This is a genomic window from Nonomuraea sp. NPDC049607 (genome assembly GCF_040675375.1).
Lineage (GTDB): Bacteria > Actinomycetota > Actinomycetes > Streptosporangiales > Streptosporangiaceae > Nonomuraea.
Window position 1 is genome coordinate 142,003 of record NZ_JBFAOV010000021.1, and the last position, 22,186, is coordinate 164,188.

24 protein-coding genes and 1 tRNA gene are annotated in these 22,186 nt (G+C 70.4%); 11 read left to right on the top strand and 14 right to left on the bottom strand.

The window, feature by feature from the left end; genetic code table 11:
* Positions 1-24: 24 nt before the first annotated feature.
* Entirely contained in the window at positions 25-966 is a 942-nt protein-coding gene (locus AB0J97_RS33525) for a hypothetical protein (protein WP_364096153.1), read from the bottom strand.
* Between the two features lie 109 nt (positions 967-1,075).
* Here AB0J97_RS33525 and AB0J97_RS33530 point away from each other — a divergent pair, with 109 nt between their 5' ends.
* Positions 1,076-1,840 (top strand): MerR family transcriptional regulator, encoded by a 765-nt coding sequence (locus tag AB0J97_RS33530; protein WP_364096156.1) that lies wholly within the window; start codon positions 1,076-1,078, stop codon positions 1,838-1,840.
* Positions 1,837-2,445, top strand: coding sequence for a hypothetical protein (locus AB0J97_RS33535; protein ID WP_364096159.1), 609 nt, complete (start codon positions 1,837-1,839; stop codon positions 2,443-2,445). The genes AB0J97_RS33530 and AB0J97_RS33535 overlap by 4 nt, the downstream gene beginning before the upstream one ends.
* A gap of 38 nt (positions 2,446-2,483) precedes the next feature.
* On the opposite strand, the gene AB0J97_RS33540 is transcribed toward AB0J97_RS33535, so the two are convergent.
* The 3 genes from AB0J97_RS33540 to AB0J97_RS33550 all read right to left on the bottom strand — a co-directional run bounded on the left by AB0J97_RS33540 (position 2,484) and on the right by AB0J97_RS33550 (position 5,920).
* A complete protein-coding gene (locus AB0J97_RS33540; protein ID WP_364096162.1) occupies positions 2,484-3,986 on the bottom strand; it encodes a M28 family metallopeptidase in 1,503 nt (500 codons plus the stop codon).
* Between the two features lie 122 nt (positions 3,987-4,108).
* A complete protein-coding gene (locus AB0J97_RS33545) occupies positions 4,109-5,050 on the bottom strand; it encodes an ATP-dependent DNA ligase (RefSeq protein ID WP_357706170.1) in 942 nt (313 codons plus the stop codon).
* Positions 5,051-5,083: 33 nt separating this feature from the next.
* Positions 5,084-5,920, bottom strand: coding sequence for a helix-turn-helix transcriptional regulator (locus AB0J97_RS33550; RefSeq protein ID WP_364096165.1), 837 nt, complete (start codon positions 5,918-5,920; stop codon positions 5,084-5,086).
* Between the two features lie 78 nt (positions 5,921-5,998).
* Here AB0J97_RS33550 and AB0J97_RS33555 point away from each other — a divergent pair, with 78 nt between their 5' ends.
* Genes AB0J97_RS33555 through AB0J97_RS33565 form a run of 3 tightly spaced genes read left to right on the top strand, consistent with a single transcriptional unit; the run spans position 5,999 to position 7,539 of the window.
* Positions 5,999-6,763, top strand: a complete 765-nt coding sequence (locus AB0J97_RS33555; protein WP_364096168.1) for an SDR family oxidoreductase — start codon at positions 5,999-6,001, stop codon at positions 6,761-6,763.
* A 38-nt stretch (positions 6,764-6,801) separates the two neighbouring features.
* Positions 6,802-7,221 (top strand): CoA-binding protein, encoded by a 420-nt coding sequence (locus AB0J97_RS33560; protein WP_357706167.1) that lies wholly within the window; start codon positions 6,802-6,804, stop codon positions 7,219-7,221.
* A 36-nt stretch (positions 7,222-7,257) separates the two neighbouring features.
* Complete coding sequence (locus AB0J97_RS33565) at positions 7,258-7,539, top strand: hypothetical protein (protein ID WP_357706166.1); 282 nt, start codon at positions 7,258-7,260, stop codon at positions 7,537-7,539.
* A 13-nt stretch (positions 7,540-7,552) separates the two neighbouring features.
* On the opposite strand, the gene AB0J97_RS33570 is transcribed toward AB0J97_RS33565, so the two are convergent.
* Positions 7,553-8,035: a hypothetical protein gene (locus tag AB0J97_RS33570; RefSeq protein ID WP_364096171.1), complete on the bottom strand. Its 483-nt coding sequence runs from the start codon at positions 8,033-8,035 to the stop codon at positions 7,553-7,555.
* Positions 8,036-8,112: 77 nt separating this feature from the next.
* Positions 8,113-9,507: a cytosine permease gene (locus AB0J97_RS33575; protein ID WP_357706164.1), complete on the bottom strand. Its 1,395-nt coding sequence runs from the start codon at positions 9,505-9,507 to the stop codon at positions 8,113-8,115.
* 113 nt (positions 9,508-9,620) lie between these two features.
* Here AB0J97_RS33575 and AB0J97_RS33580 point away from each other — a divergent pair, with 113 nt between their 5' ends.
* Positions 9,621-11,024, top strand: coding sequence for an MFS transporter (locus AB0J97_RS33580; RefSeq protein WP_357706163.1), 1,404 nt, complete (start codon positions 9,621-9,623; stop codon positions 11,022-11,024).
* 8 nt (positions 11,025-11,032) lie between these two features.
* On the opposite strand, the gene AB0J97_RS33585 is transcribed toward AB0J97_RS33580, so the two are convergent.
* Positions 11,033-11,917, bottom strand: coding sequence for a cytochrome c oxidase assembly protein (locus AB0J97_RS33585; RefSeq protein ID WP_364096175.1), 885 nt, complete (start codon positions 11,915-11,917; stop codon positions 11,033-11,035).
* Positions 11,918-12,211: 294 nt separating this feature from the next.
* On the opposite strand from AB0J97_RS33585, the gene AB0J97_RS33590 reads away from it, so the two are divergent.
* The gene (locus tag AB0J97_RS33590) at positions 12,212-13,579 is read left to right on the top strand and encodes an ATP-binding protein (RefSeq protein ID WP_364096178.1); all 1,368 of its coding nucleotides are present in this window, start codon (positions 12,212-12,214) and stop codon (positions 13,577-13,579) included.
* 254 nt (positions 13,580-13,833) lie between these two features.
* Positions 13,834-13,971: a hypothetical protein gene (locus AB0J97_RS33595; protein ID WP_364096181.1), complete on the top strand. Its 138-nt coding sequence runs from the start codon at positions 13,834-13,836 to the stop codon at positions 13,969-13,971.
* Here AB0J97_RS33595 and AB0J97_RS33600 read toward each other — a convergent pair.
* Complete coding sequence (locus AB0J97_RS33600) at positions 13,964-15,766, bottom strand: bifunctional metallophosphatase/5'-nucleotidase (RefSeq protein ID WP_364096184.1); 1,803 nt, start codon at positions 15,764-15,766, stop codon at positions 13,964-13,966. The two genes, AB0J97_RS33595 and AB0J97_RS33600, sit on opposite strands and share 8 nt — an antisense overlap.
* 107 nt (positions 15,767-15,873) lie before the next feature.
* Between AB0J97_RS33600 and mshD the strand changes: the two genes are divergently transcribed.
* Entirely contained in the window at positions 15,874-16,782 is a 909-nt protein-coding gene (gene mshD, locus AB0J97_RS33605; RefSeq protein WP_364096187.1) for a mycothiol synthase, read from the top strand.
* Between the two features lie 26 nt (positions 16,783-16,808).
* Here the strand turns inward: mshD and AB0J97_RS33610 are convergent, their stop codons facing one another.
* The 3 genes from AB0J97_RS33610 to dcd all read right to left on the bottom strand — a co-directional run bounded on the left by AB0J97_RS33610 (position 16,809) and on the right by dcd (position 19,248).
* Positions 16,809-17,813 (bottom strand): inorganic phosphate transporter, encoded by a 1,005-nt coding sequence (locus AB0J97_RS33610; RefSeq protein ID WP_357706157.1) that lies wholly within the window; start codon positions 17,811-17,813, stop codon positions 16,809-16,811.
* 5 nt (positions 17,814-17,818) lie between these two features.
* Positions 17,819-18,436: a DUF47 family protein gene (locus AB0J97_RS33615; protein WP_106243913.1), complete on the bottom strand. Its 618-nt coding sequence runs from the start codon at positions 18,434-18,436 to the stop codon at positions 17,819-17,821.
* 236 nt (positions 18,437-18,672) lie between these two features.
* A complete protein-coding gene (gene dcd / locus AB0J97_RS33620; protein WP_357706156.1) occupies positions 18,673-19,248 on the bottom strand; it encodes a dCTP deaminase in 576 nt (191 codons plus the stop codon).
* A 100-nt stretch (positions 19,249-19,348) separates the two neighbouring features.
* On the opposite strand from dcd, the gene AB0J97_RS33625 reads away from it, so the two are divergent.
* Positions 19,349-19,422, top strand: a tRNA-Gly gene (locus tag AB0J97_RS33625).
* 86 nt (positions 19,423-19,508) lie between these two features.
* On the opposite strand, the gene AB0J97_RS33630 is transcribed toward AB0J97_RS33625, so the two are convergent.
* From AB0J97_RS33630 to AB0J97_RS33640, 3 genes are all read right to left on the bottom strand, one after another.
* Entirely contained in the window at positions 19,509-20,120 is a 612-nt protein-coding gene (locus AB0J97_RS33630) for a site-specific integrase (protein WP_364096191.1), read from the bottom strand.
* Positions 20,020-20,289 (bottom strand): hypothetical protein, encoded by a 270-nt coding sequence (locus AB0J97_RS33635; RefSeq protein WP_364096194.1) that lies wholly within the window; start codon positions 20,287-20,289, stop codon positions 20,020-20,022. Before AB0J97_RS33635 ends, AB0J97_RS33630 begins: the two co-directional genes overlap by 101 nt.
* Positions 20,290-20,488: 199 nt before the next feature.
* Complete coding sequence (locus tag AB0J97_RS33640; RefSeq protein ID WP_364096197.1) at positions 20,489-21,115, bottom strand: DUF6518 family protein; 627 nt, start codon at positions 21,113-21,115, stop codon at positions 20,489-20,491.
* Positions 21,116-21,346: 231 nt separating this feature from the next.
* Here AB0J97_RS33640 and AB0J97_RS33645 point away from each other — a divergent pair, with 231 nt between their 5' ends.
* Positions 21,347-21,790: a hypothetical protein gene (locus AB0J97_RS33645; protein WP_364096200.1), complete on the top strand. Its 444-nt coding sequence runs from the start codon at positions 21,347-21,349 to the stop codon at positions 21,788-21,790.
* The last annotated feature ends 396 nt before the right edge of the window (positions 21,791-22,186 follow it).

Sequence of the window (22,186 nt, forward strand, 5' to 3'; positions counted from 1 at the left end):
AGGTCGGTGCTGCTCGGCGAGCGGCTACTCGGGACGCAGCAGTTCCCCGCGCCTGGTCAGCAGCCGCGACTGCTCGTCCAGCAACTGGGCCCGCCGCCCCCTCAGATGCGCCCTGGTCTGGCGCACCCACTGCGCCAGCTTCCGCACCTCGGCCCTGGTCTTCTCGATGCGCTGATGCTTGAGCACGTCGCTGATGACGTTGTCGAAGAAGGCGTCCACGAACCACCGCGTGTCCACCTTGGGCATCACCGGCCGGGCCGCGATCCCGGTGTCGGCCAGCTCACGGGAGAAGACGTCCAGAGCCCTCTGGGCGTGCCAGGCGGCCTTGTCGGCGCTGGTCAGCCTGTCGTGCTCGAAGGCGTCGGCGATCAGGCCGCCGCCGAACACGTCGAAGGTGGAGGCCGTCCTGGCGGAGTCGAGCAGGCGCAGCACGACGGCGAGCGCCTCGTGCGCGCCCTGCCCCGCCTGGTGGGCCTCGTCGCACTCCCGCACCTCGGCGCTCAGCCGGTCGAGCGCGGCGGCGAGGTCGGCCAGCTCCCGCGCCCGCGGATCGCCGCTCCGGATGAGCTGCTGCTCCTTCTCGACCAGCAGCCGCGCGTACTCGCGGGAGGCGGGGTCGAGCACGGCCAGCTCGGCGTCGGCCGCGGCGACGTCGGCTTCGAGCTGCGCGAGCCGGGCGCGGTGCCCGTCCACGCGTTCCCTGGCCACCACCACCTCGGCGCGCTCGCGCGCCAGCCGCTCCTCCCGGTTGCCCAGCATGCGGGACAGGACGGCGGACAGCCCGCCCTCCAGCCGGGCGACGTCGCGCTCCTCGTCGGCCAGCTCGGACTCCAGGCCCTTCAGGGTGCCGCGGACGTCCGCGATCTGCTGCGCGACGTTCCTGCGCAGGCGCCGGACGTGTTCGGCGCGGTGCATCCTGGCGGACGCCTCGCGCAGCCGTTCGTCGAGTTCCGGGGAGAGGGGCACGCAATGACGACGAACGGCCCGAACCAGACGTTCCTCGGACCGTTCAGCCTCGCGATCCGGAACCCCACCGGCTTGACCTTGACGCGACGTCAAACTGTTCAATGAGGGCATGCGGATCGGCGAATTGGCCGCGCTGGTCGGGGTTTCGACCCGTACCGTGCGCTACTACCACCACCTGGGAATCCTGCCCGAGCCTGAACGGCTTCCCAACGGCTATCGCGAGTACCGGCTGCGCGACGCCGTACGGCTGGCGCGGGTGCGGCATCTGGCCGGGCTCGGGCTGTCGCTGGAGGAGTTGCGGGACGCGCTGGCCGACGAGCGGGGCGTGGACTTCCGGGAGGCGTTGCAGGAGCTGGACGCCGACCTGGCCAGGCAGCAGGAGGCCATCGCGGCGCGGCGGGCCCGGCTGGCGGCACTGCTGGCCCAGCCCGACCTGAGCCCGGAGTCGATGATGTCCCCCGACGCGGCGGCCGTGCTGCGTGACCTGGGCGGCGACGGGTCGGCCTTCGGGACGTTCGACCACGAGCTGCTGACCCTGGCCACCATGTTGTCCGACGAGCAGGGCCAGACAGGGCTGGCCGAGCTGATGCGCCCGATGACCGAGCCGGGCGCGCTCGCCGCCGGGCGCGAGCTGTACCGGCGGCTCGACGAGCTGGCCGACGCGGAGGCCGGGGACGAGCGGGTCGGGCCGCTCGCCGAGGACATGGCCGCCCACATCCCCGACGAGCTGGCCGCGATGGTGCCGTCCGGGCCCGGGGCCGACCTGTCCTGGATGGAGGCGATGACCGAGGAGCTGTCGCCCGCTCAGGCGGAGGTGCTCCGGCTGCTGTTCACCGAACTGACGGAGATCGGGTCCAAGGAGGGGGCGGGATGATGGGCGTGGTGCGCGCGGTCCTCAGGTTCGAGCTGGTGGGGCTGACCAGCGTGGCCCTGTGGCTGGCCAGGCGGCGGCATGGCGTCCCGGCGGGGGCGACCACCGTGTCGTACGCCAAGGAGCAGGCGTTCACCCTGGGCCTGTTCATGTTCGCGATGGTCGTCGAGACGGCGGTCGTGGACCTGCTGCTGGTGGTGAACGACGTACCGGCGGCGATCCGCGTGCCGGTGCTGGTCGGCGACCTGTACAGCCTGCTGTTCGTCGTCTTCATGGCCGCCGCCTCCGTCACCAGGCCCCACGTGGTCACCGAGGACGAGCTGCGCGTCCGGTACGCCGCCTACTTCGATCTCCGCGTGCCCCGCGACCTCATCGCCTCCGTCCGGACCGCGCAGAGCTACAACGAGACCGGCTTGATCAGCGTGGACGGCGGGCGGCTGGGCGTCGCGGTCGCGTCCAGGACGAACGTGACGGTGGAGCTGAGCGAGCCGGTCGTCGCGGTGCGGCCGCTCGGAAAGCGGGCCGAGGTCACTTCGATCCGCTTCTTCGCCGACGACCCCGCCGCCCTGCTGGCCGCCCTGCGCTCCCCCACGCACTCCGCCACGTGAGCGATCCCGGACGGACGGGCCCGCCCGGGATCACCGGATCAGCTTGCCGACTGTGAGGTGACAGCGGCCTTGCTCTTCGCGGCGGCGGTCCGCGGCGGGATGCCGCTCAGGTTGAAGGCGAACCTGGCCGTGGAGTCGGCCACCGCGTCGGCGTCCACGTCGAGCGCGGTCGTGTTGATGTTGGTGAGCGTGTCGCACGCCTGGTGGTAGCAGGCGTCGTAGGGCTGTCCGGCGACGCCGCCGAACAGCGCGGCCTCCTCCGCCGTCTTGATGCCCTCGGCGCCGGTGAAGATCCCGCCCGCGGGGATGCCGACCGCGATGAACGGCCCGTAGTCGGAGCGTCCGTCGAAGTCGGTGCCCACGGTGGGCAGGTGGCGGGAGGTGTAGAAGTCGGCGAGCTGCCGCTCGATCTGCGCCGATCCGGGCGGGCCGGCCGGCGAGCCCTGGCCGTCGGAGTCGTCGCCGTCGTACAGCTTGTACGCGTAGTTGGGCGAGGCGACCATGTCGAAGTTCAGGTAGACCCGGATCTTGTCGCGCTGGGCCTGGGACAGCGACTCGACGTACTGGTCGGAGCCGAGCAGGCCGATCTCCTCTGCCGCCCAGAACGCGAAGCGCACCTTGTTCTTGACCGGGAACAGCGCCATCTCCTCGGCCACCTCAAGGATGGTCGCGCTGCCCGAGCCGTTGTCGTTGATGCCCGGCCCGGCGGTCACGCTGTCGAGGTGCCCGCCGATCATGACGACGTTGCGCGGGTCGCCGAACCGGGACTCGGCGATCACGTTGTCGTTGGTGCCCAGGACGAGGTTGGCGTCGACCTTGAGCCGTACGGTCGGCGTGCCGGTGGCCAGCTCGTTGCCGACGGCGAAGTCGGCGAAGACCATGGGCACGTTCGCCCGCCACTCGCCGATGTCCAGCGGGAAGGCGTCGGTCCGGCCCGGCTGGCCCTCGTTGAACACGATGATCCCGGACGCGCCGGCCCGTCCCGCGTTACGGATCTTCTGGGCGAACGCGCAGGTGCCGCGCTGGATGAGCGCGATGCGCCCGGCGACGAACCCGGCGAAGTCCGACTCCTCGCAGCCGCTGGTCGAGGTGGGCGTCGGGGTCGGGGGCAGGATCAGGTCCACGCCCTGGACCTGTGCGGTCACGTCACCGGCGGGTGAGGGCTGGAAGGAGTAGAAGTCCTCGTTGGGCGCGTACGACTTGGCGTCCGGCGCGGTCCGGTTCAGCGTGGGCGGGCTGTTCTCGGTCCAGCTCTGGACGAAGTTGATCGGCTGGAGCGTGACCTTGTAACCGGCCTTGCGCAGCTTGCCCGCCACGTAGTCGCGGGAGGCGGTGTAGCCGGGCGTGCCGGCGGCGCGGGTGCCGCCGTTGGCGTTGGCGATGGATTGGAGCGCTTCCAGGTGTTTCCGCACGTTCTCGCCCTTGACCTGCTTCACCAGCAGTTTGGCGAAGACGTCGTCGAGCGGGCCCGCGCTCGCCGGTACCGCCATGGCGACGGGTAAGGCGAGAGCGGTGACCAACGCGATGATGATTCTGCGCATGCAGGCTCCCCTAGGAGTGAGATGCGGAGAAATCCCCCGAGCCGCAATGATTCGGAAAGTAACCCGCCGACGCACCCCTGAGAAGGTCTATCGGCCTACGCCAATGCGTCAATATCCGGACACTACGGTGACTCTGCTCGCCGGGCGCGGGCGCGACGCTTGCCCTCGTGCATCGCCTGGACGCGGGCCACCGGGATCGTGTGCCCCTCCGCGACCAGGTCGGCGGGCAGCTCACGCGGCTCCGGCATGAGCTCGGCCCACGGATCGCGGTCGCCGAGCAGCCCGGCCGCGTTGTGGATGGTGAAGTCGGCGGGCGCAACCCGGTCGAGCTCGTCCCACGCGACCGGGAACGACACCGGCACGCCCGGCCGCACCCGCGGGCTGTAGGCCGACACGACCGTCGCGCCACCGGCCCTGGTGGAGTCGACGAACACCTTGCCCGCGCGGTCCTCCCTGATGAACGCCGTCGTGGCCAGCGCCGGGTCGAGCCGCTCGGCGCGGGCGGCCAGGGCCCGGGTGGCGGCGGCCAGGTCGTCCACGGCCGTGCCCGGCGGGACGGGGACGAACACGTGCACCCCCTTGGCCCCGCTGGTCTTGACCGCGCCCGCCAGCCCGGCGTCGTCGAGCGCCTGGCGGACCAGGTGGGCGGCCCGTACGGCGAGCGGGAAGGAGTCGCTGCCCTCGGGCGGGTCGAGGTCGAGGATCATGTGGGTGGGACGGCCGTCCAGGAACAGCGCCGGGTGGTACTCGACGGCTCGCTGGTTGGCGAACCAGAGCAGGGTGCGCCGGTCGTCGCAGAGCGCGTAGGAGATCTGCCTGCGGGACGCCTCGGCCCAGACGGTGACCGTCCTGATCCAGGAAGGGGCGTATTTGGGCAGGTTCTTCTGCATGAACGGTTCCTGGCCGGGCCGCACCCGCAGCACCGACAACGCCCGCCCGCGCAGCGCGGGGACGATGCGGCCGGCGACCGCGTCGAGGTAGTCGACCAGGTCGCGCTTGGTGGCGCCCGACCCGTCGAACAGCGGCTGGTCGAGGTTGGTCAGAGCGACGTCATCGGCGGTCACCCGCCCCACGATGCCCACTGGCCCGCGCCCGGGTCAACCACGGCCGGACCGGGCGAGTTCCCGTGAGGAGCCGATCTCCTTGCGCAGTCGGGCGACCGTGCGGCCGGTCTCCGACTCCGGGTCGGCGGTGTACATGACGATCACCAGGTCGGGCTGGCCGGGCACGGCCAGGGTCTCGTACTCGAAGTCCAGCTCGCCCAGCTCGGGGTGGCGCAGGCGTTTGGTCCCGTACGTCTTCTCGGCGACCCCGTGCGCGGCCCACAGGCGGACGAAGTCGGGGGCGGCCGACAGCTCCGCGACCAGCCCGGCCAGCAGCGGGTCCTCGGGGTGACGGCCGGCGTACAGCCGCAGGTAGGCGACCGTCTCGGCGGCCACCTCGGGCCAGTCGCGGTAGAGGGTGCGCGTGTGCGGCGCCAGGAACACCTGGAGGAGCTGGTTGCGCCGGCCGTCCGGGACGCCGGCGAAGCCGCTGACGCGGTCGGCCAGCGCGTTCCAGGCCAGCACGTCCATCCGGGGCCCGAGGACGAAGGCGGGCATGCCGTCGGCCAGGTCCAGCAGCCTGTTCAGTCCGGGCCGCAGGACCGGCCGGCTGACGTGCCTGGCGGGGCGGAGCAGGTCGCGCAGGTGGGCGCGTTCGGTGTCGTCCATGCGCAGGACGCGGGCGACGGCGTCGAGCACGGAGTCGGAGACGTTCTGGACCCGTTCCTGCTCCAGGCGGATGTAGTAGTCGACGCTCACGCCCGCGAGCAGCGCGACCTCCTCGCGCCGCAGGCCGCTGACCCGCCGCCGACCCGACGCGGGCAGCCCGGCGTCCTCCGGCTGGATCCGGGCCCGACGAGAACGGAGAAACTGCCCCAAATCACCTTCCACCGCTTCAGGGTAGTACTGGCTTTACCAGGAAAAGCCGTGCGCTGGGTAAGTCCGTCCGGCTCGGCCAGGGTGAGAGCCATGACGAACTACGAGAACCTCTCGGGCCGCATCGCCGTCGTGACCGGGGCCGCCAGCGGCATGGGCGAGGCCACGGCCCGCCTCCTGGCCGCCAACGGCGTCAAGGTGGCCCTGCTCGCCCGCCGCGCCGACCGGCTGGCCGAGCTGGCGGCCAAGATCGACGCTGACGGCGGCACCGCGCTGCCCGTCACCGTGGACGTCACCGACGATGTGAGCGTGGCCGCCGCCGTGGAGGCCGTCCACACCGGGCTGGGCCGTCCCGACCTGGTCGTCAACGCCGCCGGCGTGATGCTGCCGAACCCCGTCGAGGACGGCCGCCTCGACGAGTGGACGCGCATGCTGGAGACCAATGTCACCGGCGTGCTCCGCGTCACCGGCGCGTTCACGGCCGACCTGCTGGCCGCCGCCGACGCGGGCCGTACGGCCGACCTGGTGAACATCTCCTCGATCGGCGCGCACGTCACGTTCCCGAACTACGCCGTCTACGGCGCGACCAAGGCCGCGCTGACCCACCTGTCGGCCTCGCTGCGCCCGGAGTTCGGGCCGAGGGGCGTACGCGTGACCAACCTCGAACCCGGCCTGACCGCGACCGAGCTCGGCGACCACATCGACAACGCCGAGCTGGGCGCGCAGCTGGCCGGGATGTTCGAGGCGTTCACCCCGCTGACCGCCGAGGAGATCGCCGACCTGATCGGCTACACGGTCAGCCGGGCCCGGCACGTCAACCTGCGCCAGATGGTCGTGCTGCCGACCGCCCAGGCATAACCGGGAAGCCCGCACGCGCCCGGCGTGTTGACACCGGCATGGACGATCGTTTCGCGGATCAGCGCGTGATCAGGCACCTGCTGCACGATGCGGGGACGTGGGTGTTCGTGGGGCTGAGCGACGCCCCGGGGCGCACGGCCTACGACCAGGCCCAGCGCATCCAGGCGCGCGGCAAGAAGATCATCCCGGTGCACCCCGGGGGCAGGCCGGTCCTGGGCGAGCCGGGCTACACGTCGCTGGCCGAGGTGCCGGTCAAGCCCGACGTGGTGGCGATCTACCGGCGTTCGGAGTTCGCCGGCCAGGTCGTGGACGAGGCCATCGCGGCCGGCGCGGGCGCCGTCTGGCTGCCCCTCGGCGTGATCGACGAGGCGGCCGCGCAGCGTGCCCTCGACGCCGGGCTCGACGTCGTGATGGACCGCTGCCCCGCGGTCGAGTGGGCGTTGCGCCGCAATCCCTGACCGCGAGGTACGGTGCGGTGAAAGGAGGGCGGATTCATGGAAGACGACCACATCACCACGATCGGCACCTGCTTCGCATGCAAGCGCACGTTCCCCTACACCGCGGCGAACGTCACCATGATGACCATCGACCCTGAGACCGGCCTGCCTCCGGACCGGACGGTGCTGGGCACCCGGCGCGAGCCGACGCCGGAGGCGCTGGCCCGGTCGGTGCCCGAGCCCGTCTGCCCCGACTGCCTGACCAGGGCCCGGGAGTTCAAGGACCGCATGAACTCCCCCGCGCCGTTCGAGACCTGGCGCCGGCCCGACCCGAACTGACCTCGCACCGGCCTCATCCGGCCGGCGACCGGATGCTCTCGGCGCACAGCGCCTGGTAGGCCAGGGCCAGCAGCGTGACCATCGCCGTGCCCGCGGCGGGCCCCACGACGAGCGCCGCCGACAGCTCGGCCGCGTGCCATTCCGCCGCCATGATCGCCGCCGACGTCAGCACCGTGACGCCGAACGTGCCCGCCCACAGCGGCAGCAGCCGCAGGTAGGCGAACACCAGCGGGAACGCCGTCCACACGAACGGCACCGCCGCCACCGCCAGGACGGCCCAGCACGCGGTCACCAGCCCCAGCCACACCCGCCCGAGCACCGGCCGCGCCGCGCCGGCGAAGTGCGGCGGGGCGCCTTCGAGCAGCTGGCCGACGCCGTAGAGCACGCCGAGCAGCACGCCGCCGGCGGCCTCGGCCGACCGCCCCTCGCCCAGCACGTCCGTCAGGGCGGTCGCCAGCAGCGCCCAGAAGGTGCCGTGGACGGACCATCTGAGCAACCGCAATACGGAAGACAACCACGGAAAGTCCATAACTGCTCACCAACAGTAATGGAGGCTTCCCTGTCCTGAGAAGGTCAGCGGCGGCGCAGGGTGAGGACGAAGTAGAGCGCCCCCGCCACGACCAGCGCGATCACCACGCCGATGTTGGCCGCCCCGAACGTGCTGCTCCTCAGCTCGTCGCTCATCAGGAACCCGACGACCGCCGCGATGTGCTCGTCCGCGGACGTGATCAGGCCGACGCCCACGACCGAGGCCACCACCAGGGAGACCAGCCCGGCCGGGTTGAGCGCGGGCGCGCCCGGACGCAGCAGCCGTTCGTCGTAGGCCCGGCCGCCGTCCCGCAGCCGCCACATGTCCACCAGGAAGATCGCCACCCAGGCGGCCATCACGACGCCGATGATCGCCAGGAACGCCTGGAAGGTGCCGAAGAAGTTGTCCGAGACGAACAGCAGGTAGTAGCCGCCGAGCACCATGAGGGCGCCGTCGATCAGCACCGCCAGATGCCGCCTGACCGGCACGCCGAGCGCCAGCATCGACAGCCCGGACGAGTAGATGTCCATGATCGCCCCGGCCAGGAAGCCGCCGATCGCGGTCAGCAGGTACGGCAGCAGGAACCAGGTCGGCAGCGCCGCGGCCAGCGCGCCCACCGGGTCGCCGCCCGCCGCCTCGGCCAGCTTCGGGTCGCCGCCGGCCAGCAGCACGCCGAACACCAGCAGCACCATCGGCGGCAGCGCGCCGCCGAGCGTCGTCCACAGGGCCACGGACCTGGGCCGGGAACCGGCGGGCAGGTAGCGGGAGTAGTCGGCGCCGCAGTTGACCCAGCCCAGGCCGAGCAGCGTCATGGCCAGGATGACGCCGCCCAGCCAGCCGCCGGGTCCCGCCGTCGTCTCCAGCGAGGCGCCCAGCTTGGGGGCCATGAGGATCATGTAGACGACGGTCAGCACGACGAACGCGTACGTCAGGTAACGCTGGACGACCATGATCATGGCGTGGCCGTACACGCCGACGGCGATCACGACCAGCGCGGAGACGGCGAAGCAGCCGGCGGTGGCGGTCGTCTCGGGGATGCCGGGCGCCACGCGCCGCAGGATGGCCGCGCCGCTCTGCGCCGAGAGCGTGACGAGCACGATCTCCCAGCCCACGTTCGAGACGTACGACAGCAGCGCGGGCAGCTTGTTGCCCTGGTACCCGAAGGGCGCCCGGCCCAGCGTCATCGTCGGCACGCCGGACCGGCTGCCCGCGACGGCGACCAGGCCGACCAGCAGGAACGATAAGGCGTACCCGATGGCACCGGTCACGACGGCGGGGATGACGCCGAGGCCCAGCCCGACCACGTACACCCCGAACGCCACCCCGAACAGGGACAGGTTCGCCCCCGCCCAGGGCCAGAAGAGATCGGACGGCTTACCGTGCCGCTCACCGTCGGGGACGGCGTTGATGCCGTTCCGCTCCACGGCCATCGTGTCCATGATCACTTGCTCCTTCACGTGGACCCGGCAAAGAAATCATTGTCCGCCATGGACGATATTTCCCACCCTGGGGGGAATCCTGATCGCGGCCGCTTTCCCGCAGAGAGGTCGCGATGCAGGCATCCGGTTCCGACACGCGCCGGCGGGCGCTGGGCGTGTGCCTGGTGGCGGCGTTCATGTCGGGCCTGGACGTGAGCATCGTCAACGTGGCCCTGCCCTCGATCCGCTCGGGCCTGCACGCCTCCGACGACGGGCTGCAGTGGACGCTGTCGGGCTACGCGCTCACGTTCGGCCTGCTGCTGGTCCCGGCCGGGCGGATGGGCGACGCCAGAAGCCGCAGGGCGCTCTTCATGTGGGGTGTGGTGCTGTTCACGGCGGCCAGCGCGGCCTGCGGGTTCGCCTGGAGCATGCCGGTGCTGATCGCGGCCAGGCTCGTGCAGGGCATGGCCGCCGGGACGCTGAACCCGCAGGTGTCCGGGCTGATCCAGCAGATGTTCCTGGGCCACGAACGCGGACGGGCCTTCGGCGCGCTCGGCGCGACCATCGGCGTGTCCACCGCCGCCGGGCCGCTGATCGGCGGCGCGCTGGTCACCGGGTTCGGGGCCGAGCAGGGCTGGCGGTGGGTGTTCCTGGTCAACCTGCCCATCGGAATCGCGCTGCTGCCGCTGGCCTGGAAGTGGCTGCCCGCGCCCGCACCCGGGCCGGTGCGGACCGGGCGGCGGGAGAGCATGGACCCGGTCGGCGTGCTGCTGCTCGGCGTGGGCGTGGCGACCCTGCTGCTGCCGTTCATCCAGCAGCACCAGTGGAAGGGCGAGGCCAAGTGGCTGCTCGTGCCGGCCGCGCTGCTGGTGCTGGCCGGGTTCGTGCTCTGGGAACGGCTGTATCCCAGAGAGCCGCTGGTGAACCTGGCGCTGTTCTCCCGGCGCTCCTACAGTCTCGGGTCGGCCATCGCCCTGTTCTACTTCGCCGGGTTCACCGGGATCTTCTTCGCCTTCACCCTGTACCTGCAGAGCGGCGAGGGCTACAGCGCGCTGCTGGCCGGCCTGTCGATCACGCCCTTCGCGCTCGGGTCCGCCGGGTCGTCGGTGGTCGGCGGCAGGCTCGTCGGGCGGGCGGGCAGGAAGCTGGTCGCGGTGGGGCTCGGGACGGTGATCGCGGGCCTGCTGGGGACCATGGTGGCCACCCTGCTGGTGCCGGGGACCGGCGTGGGGGCGGCGACCGCGCTGCCGCTGCTGGTCGCGGGCATCGGCAGCGGCCTGGTGATCTCGCCCAACCAGGCGATCACGCTGTCGGAGGTGCCGCCCGAGGGCGGCGGCAGCGCCGCCGGGGTGCTGCAGACCGGCCAGCGGCTCGGCTCGGCGATCGGCATCGCGGCGGCGGGCTCGGCGTTCTTCGGCTCGCTGCCGCAGGGCTGGCCGACGGCCTTCCGGCACGGCCTGCTGGTGGTGCTGGGGTTCGTGCTCATGGCCCTGGCCGCCGCGCTCTACGACCTCCTCCGTTCCCGCGCCGCTCGCTGACCGGACGGCTACAGGTCGGCGGGGTCGGGTTCGTCCAGGTCGTCGCCGTACTCGGAGGGGGTGAGCGGGCCGCGTGCCCTCGCGGGCTCGCGGTCGGGGACGGCCCGCCGGACGGGCTCGGGCGTCCCCGGCACCCGGACGGTGAGCCCGGCGGCCGGCGACTCGACCTCGACGTTCTCGGGAGCGCGCCGTCGCAGCCAGGACGCCGCCAGGGCCAGGGCGAGCAGCAGGCCCGCCGCGTCGCCGCCGTGGTGGAGGATCTCCGCCGCGCCCCTGAGCTGGTCGGACGGCACCGGCAGATTCAGCCGGCCGGCGTCCATGATCCGGGACAGGGCCACGGGCACGGCGATCGACATCGCGAGCGCGGCCAGCCGTACGGGCATCGGCGGGCGGCGCGGCGCGGGGTCCGGCCCGGCGACGACCCAGGCGAACAGGCAACCGGCCGGCAGGAAGTACGCGTGCGCCAGCGGGGCGGGGACGAGCCCGTACAGGGGCGTGCAGTACAGGGCCGCCATGCCGCCGGCGCTCAGGGCCAGCGCCGTCCCCGGGTTGGCCAGCAGGTGCGCGGCGGGCCCGCGCAGCGCCCAGGTCACCCGGCGGGCTCGCGCGGCCGTCAGCGAACGCAGCAGCAGCGTCACCGGCGCCCCCATGACCAGGACCGGGGGCGCGAGCAGGCCGATCAGCACGTGTTGCAGCACGCGGCCGCGGAAGTCGGCCGCGGCCAGCGAGGCCACGGGATCGGTGAGCGCCACGGTCACCAGCGCGCAGCCGGTGACGAAGCTCGCGGTACGCCGGCGGCTCCACGTCGTCCGCCCGGCCAGCACCACGTACGTGACCAGCACGACAAGCGCCGGAGCGGCCCAGGCCGCGCTCAGATGGTGGTGGTGCGGCACAGATCGATCACCTTGCCCATGCGTCGCGGCGGCCGCCCGCCGAGGACCGGCGGCGTGCCCAGGATGAGGAGCCCGCGTCCCACCAGCCCTGACCGGCTCCGGCGCGGACGTGGTGGATGGCCTGGAGCGCCCCCGGCGGGGCGATCCGCTGTCGCGCTCCGGCGCCTCCCACGTGAGCCACTATTCGAGCGGGACGCCGGGCCGGCCCGGCGGGACACCCCTCTTTGCGGGCCGCTTACCGAATCTCGATCCGCCGTTTTCCCCGTCCGGGTCCCTATGGGTAGGTCTAAGGGGATGGCGACAAGGCTCTTTCCCCGCTCGATCCGGGGACGCCTGACCACACTCGCGACATTGGTGGCGGCGGTGGTCCTGGCCGTCATGGGCACGCTCGCCCTCACCCTCGGGCCGGACAACCTGCACGGGCTCGTGGAGACCCGGGTGGAGCTGGCCGTCCGCAGGGTCGCCAGCGAGGCGCGCGCCGGGCAACTCCCCCCGACACTGGAGGCCCCGGCCCGCGTGCAGCTCCTGCAAGTGATCGACGCCAACGGACACGTCCTCGCCACCAGCCCCGGGCTGCACCACGGCCAGCGGCTGTCGGGCATGCGGGTGGAGAAGCCGGAGACCCTCTACAGCGCCGAGAGCACGCTCACCGGCCTCAGGGACGAGAAGGAGGCCCAATACCTGATCATGGCGCTCCAGGTGCGCACCCCCGAAGGCGCGCCGGTCACCGTGTACGGCGCCTCCTCGCTCAGCGACGTCAACCGGGCGCTGTCCTGGCTGAACGCCATGGTGTTCCTCGGCACGCCCCTGACCCTGGTGATCGTCGCCGGCATCACCTGGGTCGTGGTCGCCTCCGCGCTGCGCCCGGTGGAACGCATCCGCGCCGAGCTCGCCGAGATCACCGGCCGCGACCTCAGCAGGCGCGTCCCCGTCCCCGACACCGGCGACGAGATCACCGACCTGGCCGCCACCACCAACCACACCCTCGACCGCCTCGAACGCTCCGCCGAGACCCAGCGCCGCTTCGTCGCCGACGCCTCCCACGAGCTGCGCAGCCCCATCTCCGCCCTGCGCACCCAGCTGGAGGTCGCCAACTCCTACCCCGACGAGACCGACTGGCCCGCCACCGGCGCCCGCGCCCTGGCCGCCGCCGAACGCCTCACCGGGATCATCGACGAGCTGCTCCTGCTGGCCCGCCTGGACGCCGGCGCCATCCCCGACCGCCGCGTCGTCGACGTGTGCCGCCTGGCCGAGGAGCAGGTACGCCGCCGCGAGGGCGGCCCGATCCCCATCGTCGTGGACATGTGCGCCCAGGCCCCCGTGCTCGGCTCCCCCGTCCAGCTCGACCGGCTGCTGACCAACCTGCTGGACAACGCCACCCGGCACGCGGCCTCCCGGATCGACCTCAAGGTCTGGGTGGAGGGGGACGACGTCTGCATCTCGGTCACCGACGACGGCGACGGCATCCCGCCGGCCGACCGCGAGCGCGTCTTCGAACGGTTCACCCGGCTTGAGGCCGCCCGCCGGAAGGAGAAGGGCGGCAGCGGGCTGGGCCTGCCGCTGTCGCGCGAGATCTGCGCCTCGCACGGCGGCACCCTCAAGGTCGCCGACCACGGGCCGGGCGCCCGTCTCATCGCCTGCCTGCCGCTGTACCGCGGCTGAGACCACCCCTCGGCGGAGGCGTCCGCCTAGACTCGGCGGATGGATCTGCGGCGGCTGGGCCGTGACGTCGAACGCGTCTCCGACCGCTACGCCGCGCTGCTCGGGATCGTCCGCGACGACGCCTGGTACCTGCTCAAGCTCCAGGAGGAGGTCGGCGAGCTGACCCAGGCGTACCTCATGCGCGCCGGTCAGGCGCGCACCAGGGGGATGACCCGGAGGAGATCGACGCCGGCTTCCGCGCGGAGCTGGCCGACGTGCTGTGTCACGTGCTGCTCATGGCCCGCCACCACGGCGTGGACCTGGCGGCGGAGGTCGAGCGCAAGTGGCTGGTGCGGTTGCGGGAGGAGCCGGAGGCCCCGCGCGGCGGGACCCCCGGCCCGGGGATCACTTGACGAGCGTGATGCGGTCGGCCGCCGACGGGGTGATCGGCGAGTGCGCGGTCAGGTACGCCGTGAACGCGTCCAGGTCGATCGGCCCGCTCCAGGTGTCCGTGCTCTGCGTGAACACCGAGAAGCCGTCGCCGCCGCCCATCAGGAAGTTGTTCGCGGCGATCTTGATCGACTGGGTGTCGGTGACGGGCGTGCCGTTGAGCTTGACGTCCGACACGCGCGAGCCCACCGGCTTGGTGGTGTCGAAGGTGTAGGTCAGCGACGACGACACCTGCAACATCCGGTGGTTGATCGCGCCCGTCGTCGGGTTGGGCGTCCAGACCTGCTGCTCCAGCAGGGCCTTGAGCTGCGCGCCGGTGTACGTCCGCACCTGCACGAGGTTGCTGAACGGCTGGACGGCGAACGCCTCCCCGTAGGTGACGACGCCGTCGCCCTCCGACCCCGACTGCGCGTACGTCAGCGAGGTGCGGATGCCGCCCGGATTCATCAGCGCGATCTCGGCGCCGCCCGCCTTGGCCGCCTCCAGCTGGGAGTCGGCGATGAGGTCGCCGAGAGGCGTCTCCGGCCGGGTGGTCGCGGCCGAGGTGTTGTTGACGACGTTGGTGACGTCACCGGTGATCGTGCCGATCTTGCGGTTGGCCACCTCGGCGCTGCGCGTCCGCCATGCCTGGACCTGCGCCTCGACCTGCGGGTCCGGCGTGACCGTACGGGCGACGACCTTGTTGTCCGCGGTGACCGAGGAGCGGATCACGTCCTTGGTGCGCTTGTCGACCCGCAGGTCGATCTGGGTCAGCACGCGGCCGAACGACGAGCCCTGCGTGTAGAAGCGGTCCTGGCCGGCCGGGTCCTTGGTCTTGCAGACGTACGCCTGGTGGGAGTGGCCGCTGATGACCAGGTCGATCTGCGGGTTCAGCTCCCGGGCGATGCGCGAGCCGGCGTTGGCGGTGTTCACCGAGCAGGCGTCCGGGCTCTGGTTCGGGGTGATCGAGTCACCCTCGTGCATGAGGACGACCTGCGCCTTGACGCCCCTGCTCGCCAGGTAGGCCGAGGCCCGGTTCGCCGCGGCGACCTCCTCGGTGAACCGCAGGCCCTTGATGCCCTCGGCGGTGACGATGGTCGGCGTGGTCGCCGTCACCAGGCCGATGAAGCCCACCTGCACGCCGTTGATCTTCTTGACGTAGAACGGCGGCAGGGCGTACCGGTCGCTGCCCTCCTTGAGGACGTTGGCGGCGAGGAAGTCGAAGTCCGTGCCCTTCCACTGGCCGGCGGGCGAGCAGCCGTCCACCGGGTGGCAGCCGCCGTTCATGAGACGCTGCAGCTCGGCGTACCCCTCGTCGAACTCGTGGTTGCCGGCCGCGGTCGCGCTGAGGCCGAGCGAGCCGAGCACCTCCAGGGTGGGCTCGTCGTGGTAGGCGGCCGAGATCAGCGGGGACGCGCCGATCAGGTCGCCCGCCGCCACGACCAGCGTGTTCTCGGTGCGCGCCTGCTTGACGTACGTCGCCAGGTACGACGCGCCGCCGGCGATCGAGTACTTGCCGCCCGCGAGCCCGGTCAGCGAGCCGTCGGCGTCGACCAGCGGCCCGTCCGGGTCGAGGACGCGGCTGGAGGAGCCGGACGGGGGTTCCAGGTTGCCGTGCAGGTCGTTGATGCTCAGCAGGCGGACCGGGACGGTCGGCCCGCCGTGGCCGTTTCCGGCCGAGCCGCTGGTCGCGGCGACCGCGGGCGCCATGGCCAGGGCGATCCCGGCCGCGGTCGCGACACCGGCCGTGCACAGCCGGAGGAGGGTGCGTGACGTCATGACAGGGACGTTACGACGTCTCCCTATGCAACGAATGTCGCAAAGGTAACGATTGACCGGGACAGCCAATGGCATTGTTCGCCATTGGTACGCCTAGAGTTCCTTGTGTGGGTGCGGACGTGAAGATCTGTGAACGACTCGACGACGAAGAGGTCTCCCAGGTTCTCGGCATCGTCGAGGCGGCGACCGAGGCGGACGGTGTCCGTCCGCTCAACGAGCACGTGATGCTCCATCTCCGCTACGGCGGCGACCCCCGTGCCCGCTCGCTGCTGCTGCACAGCGGCGACGGCACGCCCGTGGCCTACGCGCACGTCGACCTGACCGACGAGGTCGAGGGACCGAGCGCGGAACTGGTCGTCCATCCCGCCCACCGGCGTCAGGGACACGGCACGCGGCTGCTGCGGGCCGTACTGGAGCTGGCCGGCGGCACGGTGCGGCTGTGGGCGCACGGCGACCACGCGGGCGCCGGGGCGCTGGCCGCGTCGTTCGGCTTCGAGCGCGTGCGCTCGCTGTGGCAGATGCGCCGCTCGCTGTTCGCCCCGCTGTCGCCCTACACGCTTCCTGAAGGCGTGGAACTGCGCACGTTCGTCCCTGGACAGGACGAGCAGGCGTGGCTCACGGTGAACGCCGCCGCCTTCGCCCACCACCCCGAGCAGGGCGCCTGGACGCTCGACGACCTGCTCCGGCGCGAGCACGAGCCCTGGTTCGACCCCGAGGGCTTCTTCCTGGCCATGCGCGGCGACCGGCTCGCCGGCTTCCACTGGACCAAGATCCACGGCTCGTCCGAGCACGGGCACGAGCCGCTCGGAGAGGTCTACGTCGTGGGCGTCGACCCCTCCCAGCAGGGCACCGGCCTGGGCCGGGCACTCACCCTGGCCGGCCTCACCCACCTGCGCTCGCGCGGCCTCGCCCAGGCGATGCTCTACGTGGACGAGGCCAACACGGCGGCGATCAGGCTGTACGAGTCCCTGGGCTTCGCCCGCTGGGACGTGGACGTGATGTACGCGGGCGGATAGCCCCGCCCGCGCCGGGCGGGCCGCCCCTACTCCACCATCAGGTGGAGCACCGCGTAGGCCAGCGACGCCACGAGGGCCGCCGCCGGGATGGTGAGCACCCAGGCGGTCACGATGTTGCCGGCCACGCCCCACCGCACGGCGCTCAGCCGCTTGGTCGCGCCGACGCCCATGATCGCCGTGGTGATGGTGTGGGTGGTGGAGATCGGCGCGCCGAACCCGATCGCGGCACCGTACAGGACGGTGGCCGCGGCCGACTCGGCGGCGAACCCCTGGGGCGGGTCGAGCGCGATGATCCGCCGGCCGAGCGTGCGCATGATGCGCCAGCCACCGGCGTACGTGCCGAGCGAGATCGCACCGGCGGCGCTCAGGATGACCCACTGCGGGATCCCCTCGCCGGGGCTGGCGTACCCGCCGACCGTCAGCGCGAGGAAGATGACGCCCATCGTCTTCTGCGCGTCCTGCAGGCCGTGCCCGAGCGCCATGGCGGCGGCCGAGACGGTCTGCGCGTAGCGGAAGCCGCGGTTGGTCCTGCCCGGCTGGCTGTTGCGGAAGATCCAATAAATTGCGATCATGATCAACGCGGCGAGGCTGAACCCGATCAGCGGCGACAGGATCATCGGGATGACGACCTTCTCGACGACGCCGTCCCAGTGCACCACGCTGGCCGAGGCCAGTGCGGAGCCCACCAGACCGCCGATCAGCGCGTGGCTGGAGGAGGAGGGCAGCCCGAAGTACCAGGTGATCAGGTTCCAGGCGATCGCGCCGATGAGCGCCGCGGCCACGACGACCAGGCCGTGCGGACCGTTGGGAGCGTCGATGATCCCTTTTCCGACTGTCTGGGCGACCTGAGTGCCCAGGTGCGCGCCGATGAAGTTCATCGCCGCGGCCATGAACAGTGCGGCCCTGGGAGTGAGCGCCCGGGTCGAGACGGAGGTCGCGATGGCGTTCGCCGCGTCGTGGAACCCGTTGGTGTAGTCGAAGGCCAGGGAGATGACGACCACGCCGATGACGAGGGCGAGCGTGAGGTCCACTGGGCCTAGCTTTCCTTGACCGCGATCGACTCGACGGTGTTGGCCACGTGCTCGAAGGCGTCGGCGGCCTCCTCCAGGGCGTCGACGACCTCCTTCATCTTCATGACGGTGAGGGCGTCGTACTCGCCGCTGAACAGCTTGGCCAGCAGCCTGCGGTAGACCTGGTCACCCTGGTTCTCCAGGCGGTTGACCTCGATCCAGTACTCGTTGAGGTTCTTCATGGAACGCAGCCGGGGCATCGCCTCGGCGGTCAGCTCGGCGGCACGTTCCAGGACCTCGACCTGCCGGACCACGTCTTTGGGGAGGTGGTCGATCTGGTAGAGGACGATGAGGTCGGAGGCGGCCTCCATGGCGTCCATCACGTCGTCGAGGTTGGAGGCGAGGCGGTAGATGTCCTCGCGGTCGAACGGAGTGATGAAGCTCTCGTTGAGCCGGTTCATGATCGCATGGGTGCGTTCGTCACCGGCGTGCTCGCAGGCGCGCATCTTCTCGGCCAGGGCTTCCCTGTCCGATCCGTCACTGATGATCTCGACCAGCAGACGGGATGCCGTGACCAGGTTGTTCGCCGAGTCGGCGAACAGGTCGTAGTAGCTGTCCTCACGTGGCGTGAGACGCAGGCGCACGTCGTTCTCCAGATGTGCGGGGATGGTCCGTGGAAGAGGGTACGGGTTACCAGGCGAAATGCGAACTTCATGTTCTCTTCGCCTTCTGGCTACCCTGCGTATGTTGTGCGACACCGGGGTCCGGAGTAGTTTGGCCGCTTTTTGCAGGGAAATCTGGCCGCTGACATGGCCTGTTGGCGGGTGCACGAAGGGCTGATCCCGCCACGGCGTTTCCTAAATGTTCACCTGTTGTTCACTCAAATCTTCGTCCGGTGGAAGTTCCGGAACGACCGGGACGGCGTGGGGCCCCGCTGACCCTGATAGCGGGACTCGTACTTGGCCGACCCGTACGGGTGCTCGGCGGGCGAGCTGAGCCGGAACACGCACAACTGCCCGATCTTCATCCCGGGCCACAGCTTGATGGGCAACGTCGCCACGTTGGACAGCTCCAGGGTGACGTGCCCGCTGAACCCCGGATCGATGAAGCCGGCGGTCGAGTGCGTCAGCAGGCCGAGCCGTCCGAGCGAACTCTTCCCCTCCAGCCGCGAGGCCAGATCGTCGGGAAGCGAGATCACTTCGTAGGTGGAGGCCAGGACGAACTCCCCCGGATGCAGAATGAACGGCTCGTCACCGGACGGCTCGACCATCCGCGTGAGATCCGGCTGCTCGATGGAGGGGTCGATATGAGGGTACTTGTGGTTTTCGAAGACACGGAAGTAGCGGTCGAGCCGTACGTCGATGCTGGACGGCTGGATCATGTCCTGCTGGAAGGGGTCCAGGGCGAGCCGGCCGGAGTCGATCTCAGCAAGGATGTCACGGTCAGATAGCAACACGGTGAGCCAACTTACCGTCCCGGCCGGAAAAGGTGGGGCGTTGGGTTTGCTGTTGGGGGGCAAGTTTCCGCTACAGTGGGGGACGCGCACTTCGGTTCGTGCGGGTGTAGTTCAATGGCAGAACATCAGCTTCCCAAGCTGACAGCGCGGGTTCGATTCCCGTCACCCGCTCCACATACCCCAGGTCAGGACAGGAATCCGAGCCCGGACCCCTTGATCTTTTTTGTTGTCGGCGTGCCAGAACGATTGATCTTGCTGTTTCAGTCGACCGGCGTGAGCGTTGAAGCGTCGCCCCCGACTGCTTCGCCCTTCGGCTTGAGGCCTTCCTTGAAGATCTCTCCAAGGGCGTCGGCGATCACCTGGTCCCGATCCTTGGCCGCGTGTAGATAGATCACCGCTGCCTTGGTACTGCTGTGTCCCATGCACGTCATCAACTCCTTGAGGGACGCTCCCGTCATGGCGGCCCGGGTGTTGCCGGTGTGACAGAGATCATGAATGTGAATTGCCGGAAGACCGGCCTGCTTGATCGCCTTGGCCCAGATCTTGGAGAAGTTGCTGCGGCGAAGCTGGGCCCCCTGCTCACCCACGAAGACCAGGCCGTCAGGTTTCTCCTCGCTGAATCGCTGAAGGTGCCACTCCAGGTCACCCATGACGACCTCCTGCAGCGTGACGACGCGGACGCCGGCATCGGTCCTGGGCCGCCCTGTGACGAGTTCTCCGGTCCTCATCTCGGAGACCGATGCCTCGATCCGGACCGTCCGGGCCTCCAGGTCAACGTTGTGCCGCCGGAGCGCTGCCAGTTCGCCCCAGCGCATACTGCCGAAAGTGGCGAGCGACACCAGGGCGCGGCACCAAGCGGCGGCGCGGCGCACCGCCGTACCCCCGGCCCTCCGCCCGCCCGCCGTCCGGGCGTGCGGCCTGGGCGCCGGTGGTTGCCGCGCCGCGCACAGATGGATGCCCGCGGGCTTTGTCGATGCTGGGCACGTCGAGGTCGATGGCAGTGACGCTCGGCACGGTCCGTCGCAGTTCGCGGGCGAGCATGCCCTCGCCGCAACCTACGTCGAGGGCGTGCTGGGGACCATCAGGGATCGTGCGCAGGATGCGGGGGTGGTAATGGATGTTGTGGGTTCCAACGCCTGCGGTTCTCCACGGTCATGTGCCCTCTAAGAACCCCTAGCCAAGTGAAGCGCGTGGATGGCCAGGAGACCGGCCCCACTGTGTCTGCGGTCTGCGATCCACCTCATGCCGTCACGTACTGAAGTGGGAATCCGACGACCAAGTACGCCAGTGGCGCGAGGGCCAGGGCCGTCAGCAGGGTCGGCATCCGCTCTCTTTGCCGACGTGCCATCACCAGCGGTACAAGGACCAGGACGGCCAGACAGGCCCATGCCTGCGGAGCGTAATGCAGGACGAAGGCATAGAGGATGCTTTCCATCCCGAAGACACCTCCCAGCGCGGCGAGCCCGATGACACGGTTACGGATGGTGCGTCCGTTCCGCCACCACAGCCCAGCCACACCGAACAACGGGCCGCTGATGACCGCCATCACAAGCCACAGCAGCGGATAGGTGACGCTGCCCATGCCGTCACGGCCGAACTCCGCGTACCCGTAATACCCAACGACCAGGCCGATCGAGGCACACAGGCCGGCGACGGCGGCTGACCGCGCTGACGCCCAGCCGGCAAGCAGGGCGCCGGCGACGAACGCCGGGACACACCAGACAGCACCGGAGTTGGCGACCTGGTTCCAGGCGCCTGGAAGCCAGCCCTGGGCGAGATTGGTGACAACACCGAATCCCGCGCCTGCCAGCAGTGCGGATGTCCACCAACCGCTGAGCTTTGCGATCGCCCCGAAGCGGCTGCTCATCAGGAAGATCCCCCCTGCCTTCCCTCGCTGGACACCGGCGGGTCGCAACTATATATGCAAGCTATACATGCTGTGTCTAGTTGGTGATCACGTCGTCACCGCAAGATCCCTCACTGACAAACCAGCACGATGATGTACATCATTCTGTTAGGTGCTCCAAGAGAACTCCTTCTCAGCAGAAAGTCACGGCTTCCGCCTCGCCTGCGTGGTCACTGCGTCACAATTCGTACGGTGGACAGTTCCTCGCCCTCGCCGAAGCGATTCGGTCCGGAGTTTGTCGAGAAGTACCGACGTATCCACGGCGGCAAGACTCCACAGGGGCGGGCCCTGACCTACGACAACGCTGTAGGCGACGAGTTCATGTTGCGTCGAGCCTGGCTCGATGAACAGCTTGATCAACTACCCGTCAAGCAGGCTGACCGCCTCGCCCGGAACGTCTGGCTGGATGAGCACTATTGGCCCGTTCATATCGAGATGGCCACCGGAGCCGCGCTGCGTCGGGCCGGGCTGCAAGCGGTGTATGACCGCCCCTGGGACCGGCAGACACCTGACTGGACAGTATTGGCGGAGGATGGAAAACCGCTCTGTCTGGTTGAGGTGCACACCGCCTCTCCACCTCCGCTGACAGCGCGGGTTCGATTCCCGTCACCCGCTCCCAGCATCTGTGGGCCTTGACTGCGAGGTCTTTCGCTTCAGGGCGCTTCGCGCTCATAGCTCCAGGCCCTGCCTCCCAGGGGGCTCCACCCCCTTCGCCCCCCGGACGCTCGCCATCTCCCATCCCGCAAGTTGCCCCGGGCAGGCGACGGCCTGACCCGAATGAAGAATCATCCAGCCTGCGCGGGTCACTGCTAACGGTGGCCGTGCCCAACCAACTCGCCGACCTTCATCGGCCCCGCCGCCAGCCGCGATGAACCGGCATCGTCCTTCCGCCGAGGCGCCTTACTTCTCGACTCCGTTCGAATCGTTCTGCCGTCTCAGAGTGCAGTTTGCGAGCCTATGCCCGTGATGCCGCAGTGTGATCGTAGGGATTTGTAGCGTTACCGCCGTTGGCGGGTCCGGTCGTGCTGTGAT

Excerpts from the sequence above, each read along its gene's own strand:
- AB0J97_RS33530 (WP_364096156.1), top strand. The coding sequence starts at position 1,076 with ATGCGGATCGGCGAATTGGCCGCGCTGGTCGGGGTTTCGACCCGTACC.
- AB0J97_RS33535 (WP_364096159.1), top strand. The coding sequence starts at position 1,837 with ATGATGGGCGTGGTGCGCGCGGTCCTCAGGTTCGAGCTGGTGGGGCTG.
- AB0J97_RS33540 (WP_364096162.1), bottom strand. The coding sequence starts at position 3,986 with ATGCGCAGAATCATCATCGCGTTGGTCACCGCTCTCGCCTTACCCGTC.
- AB0J97_RS33555 (WP_364096168.1), top strand. The coding sequence starts at position 5,999 with ATGACGAACTACGAGAACCTCTCGGGCCGCATCGCCGTCGTGACCGGG.
- AB0J97_RS33560 (WP_357706167.1), top strand. The coding sequence starts at position 6,802 with ATGGACGATCGTTTCGCGGATCAGCGCGTGATCAGGCACCTGCTGCAC.
- AB0J97_RS33565 (WP_357706166.1), top strand. The coding sequence starts at position 7,258 with ATGGAAGACGACCACATCACCACGATCGGCACCTGCTTCGCATGCAAG.
- AB0J97_RS33575 (WP_357706164.1), bottom strand. The coding sequence starts at position 9,507 with ATGGACACGATGGCCGTGGAGCGGAACGGCATCAACGCCGTCCCCGAC.
- AB0J97_RS33580 (WP_357706163.1), top strand. The coding sequence starts at position 9,621 with ATGCAGGCATCCGGTTCCGACACGCGCCGGCGGGCGCTGGGCGTGTGC.
- AB0J97_RS33590 (WP_364096178.1), top strand. The coding sequence starts at position 12,212 with ATGGCGACAAGGCTCTTTCCCCGCTCGATCCGGGGACGCCTGACCACA.
- AB0J97_RS33600 (WP_364096184.1), bottom strand. The coding sequence starts at position 15,766 with ATGACGTCACGCACCCTCCTCCGGCTGTGCACGGCCGGTGTCGCGACC.
- AB0J97_RS33635 (WP_364096194.1), bottom strand. The coding sequence starts at position 20,289 with ATGCTCGCCCGCGAACTGCGACGGACCGTGCCGAGCGTCACTGCCATC.
- AB0J97_RS33640 (WP_364096197.1), bottom strand. The coding sequence starts at position 21,115 with ATGAGCAGCCGCTTCGGGGCGATCGCAAAGCTCAGCGGTTGGTGGACA.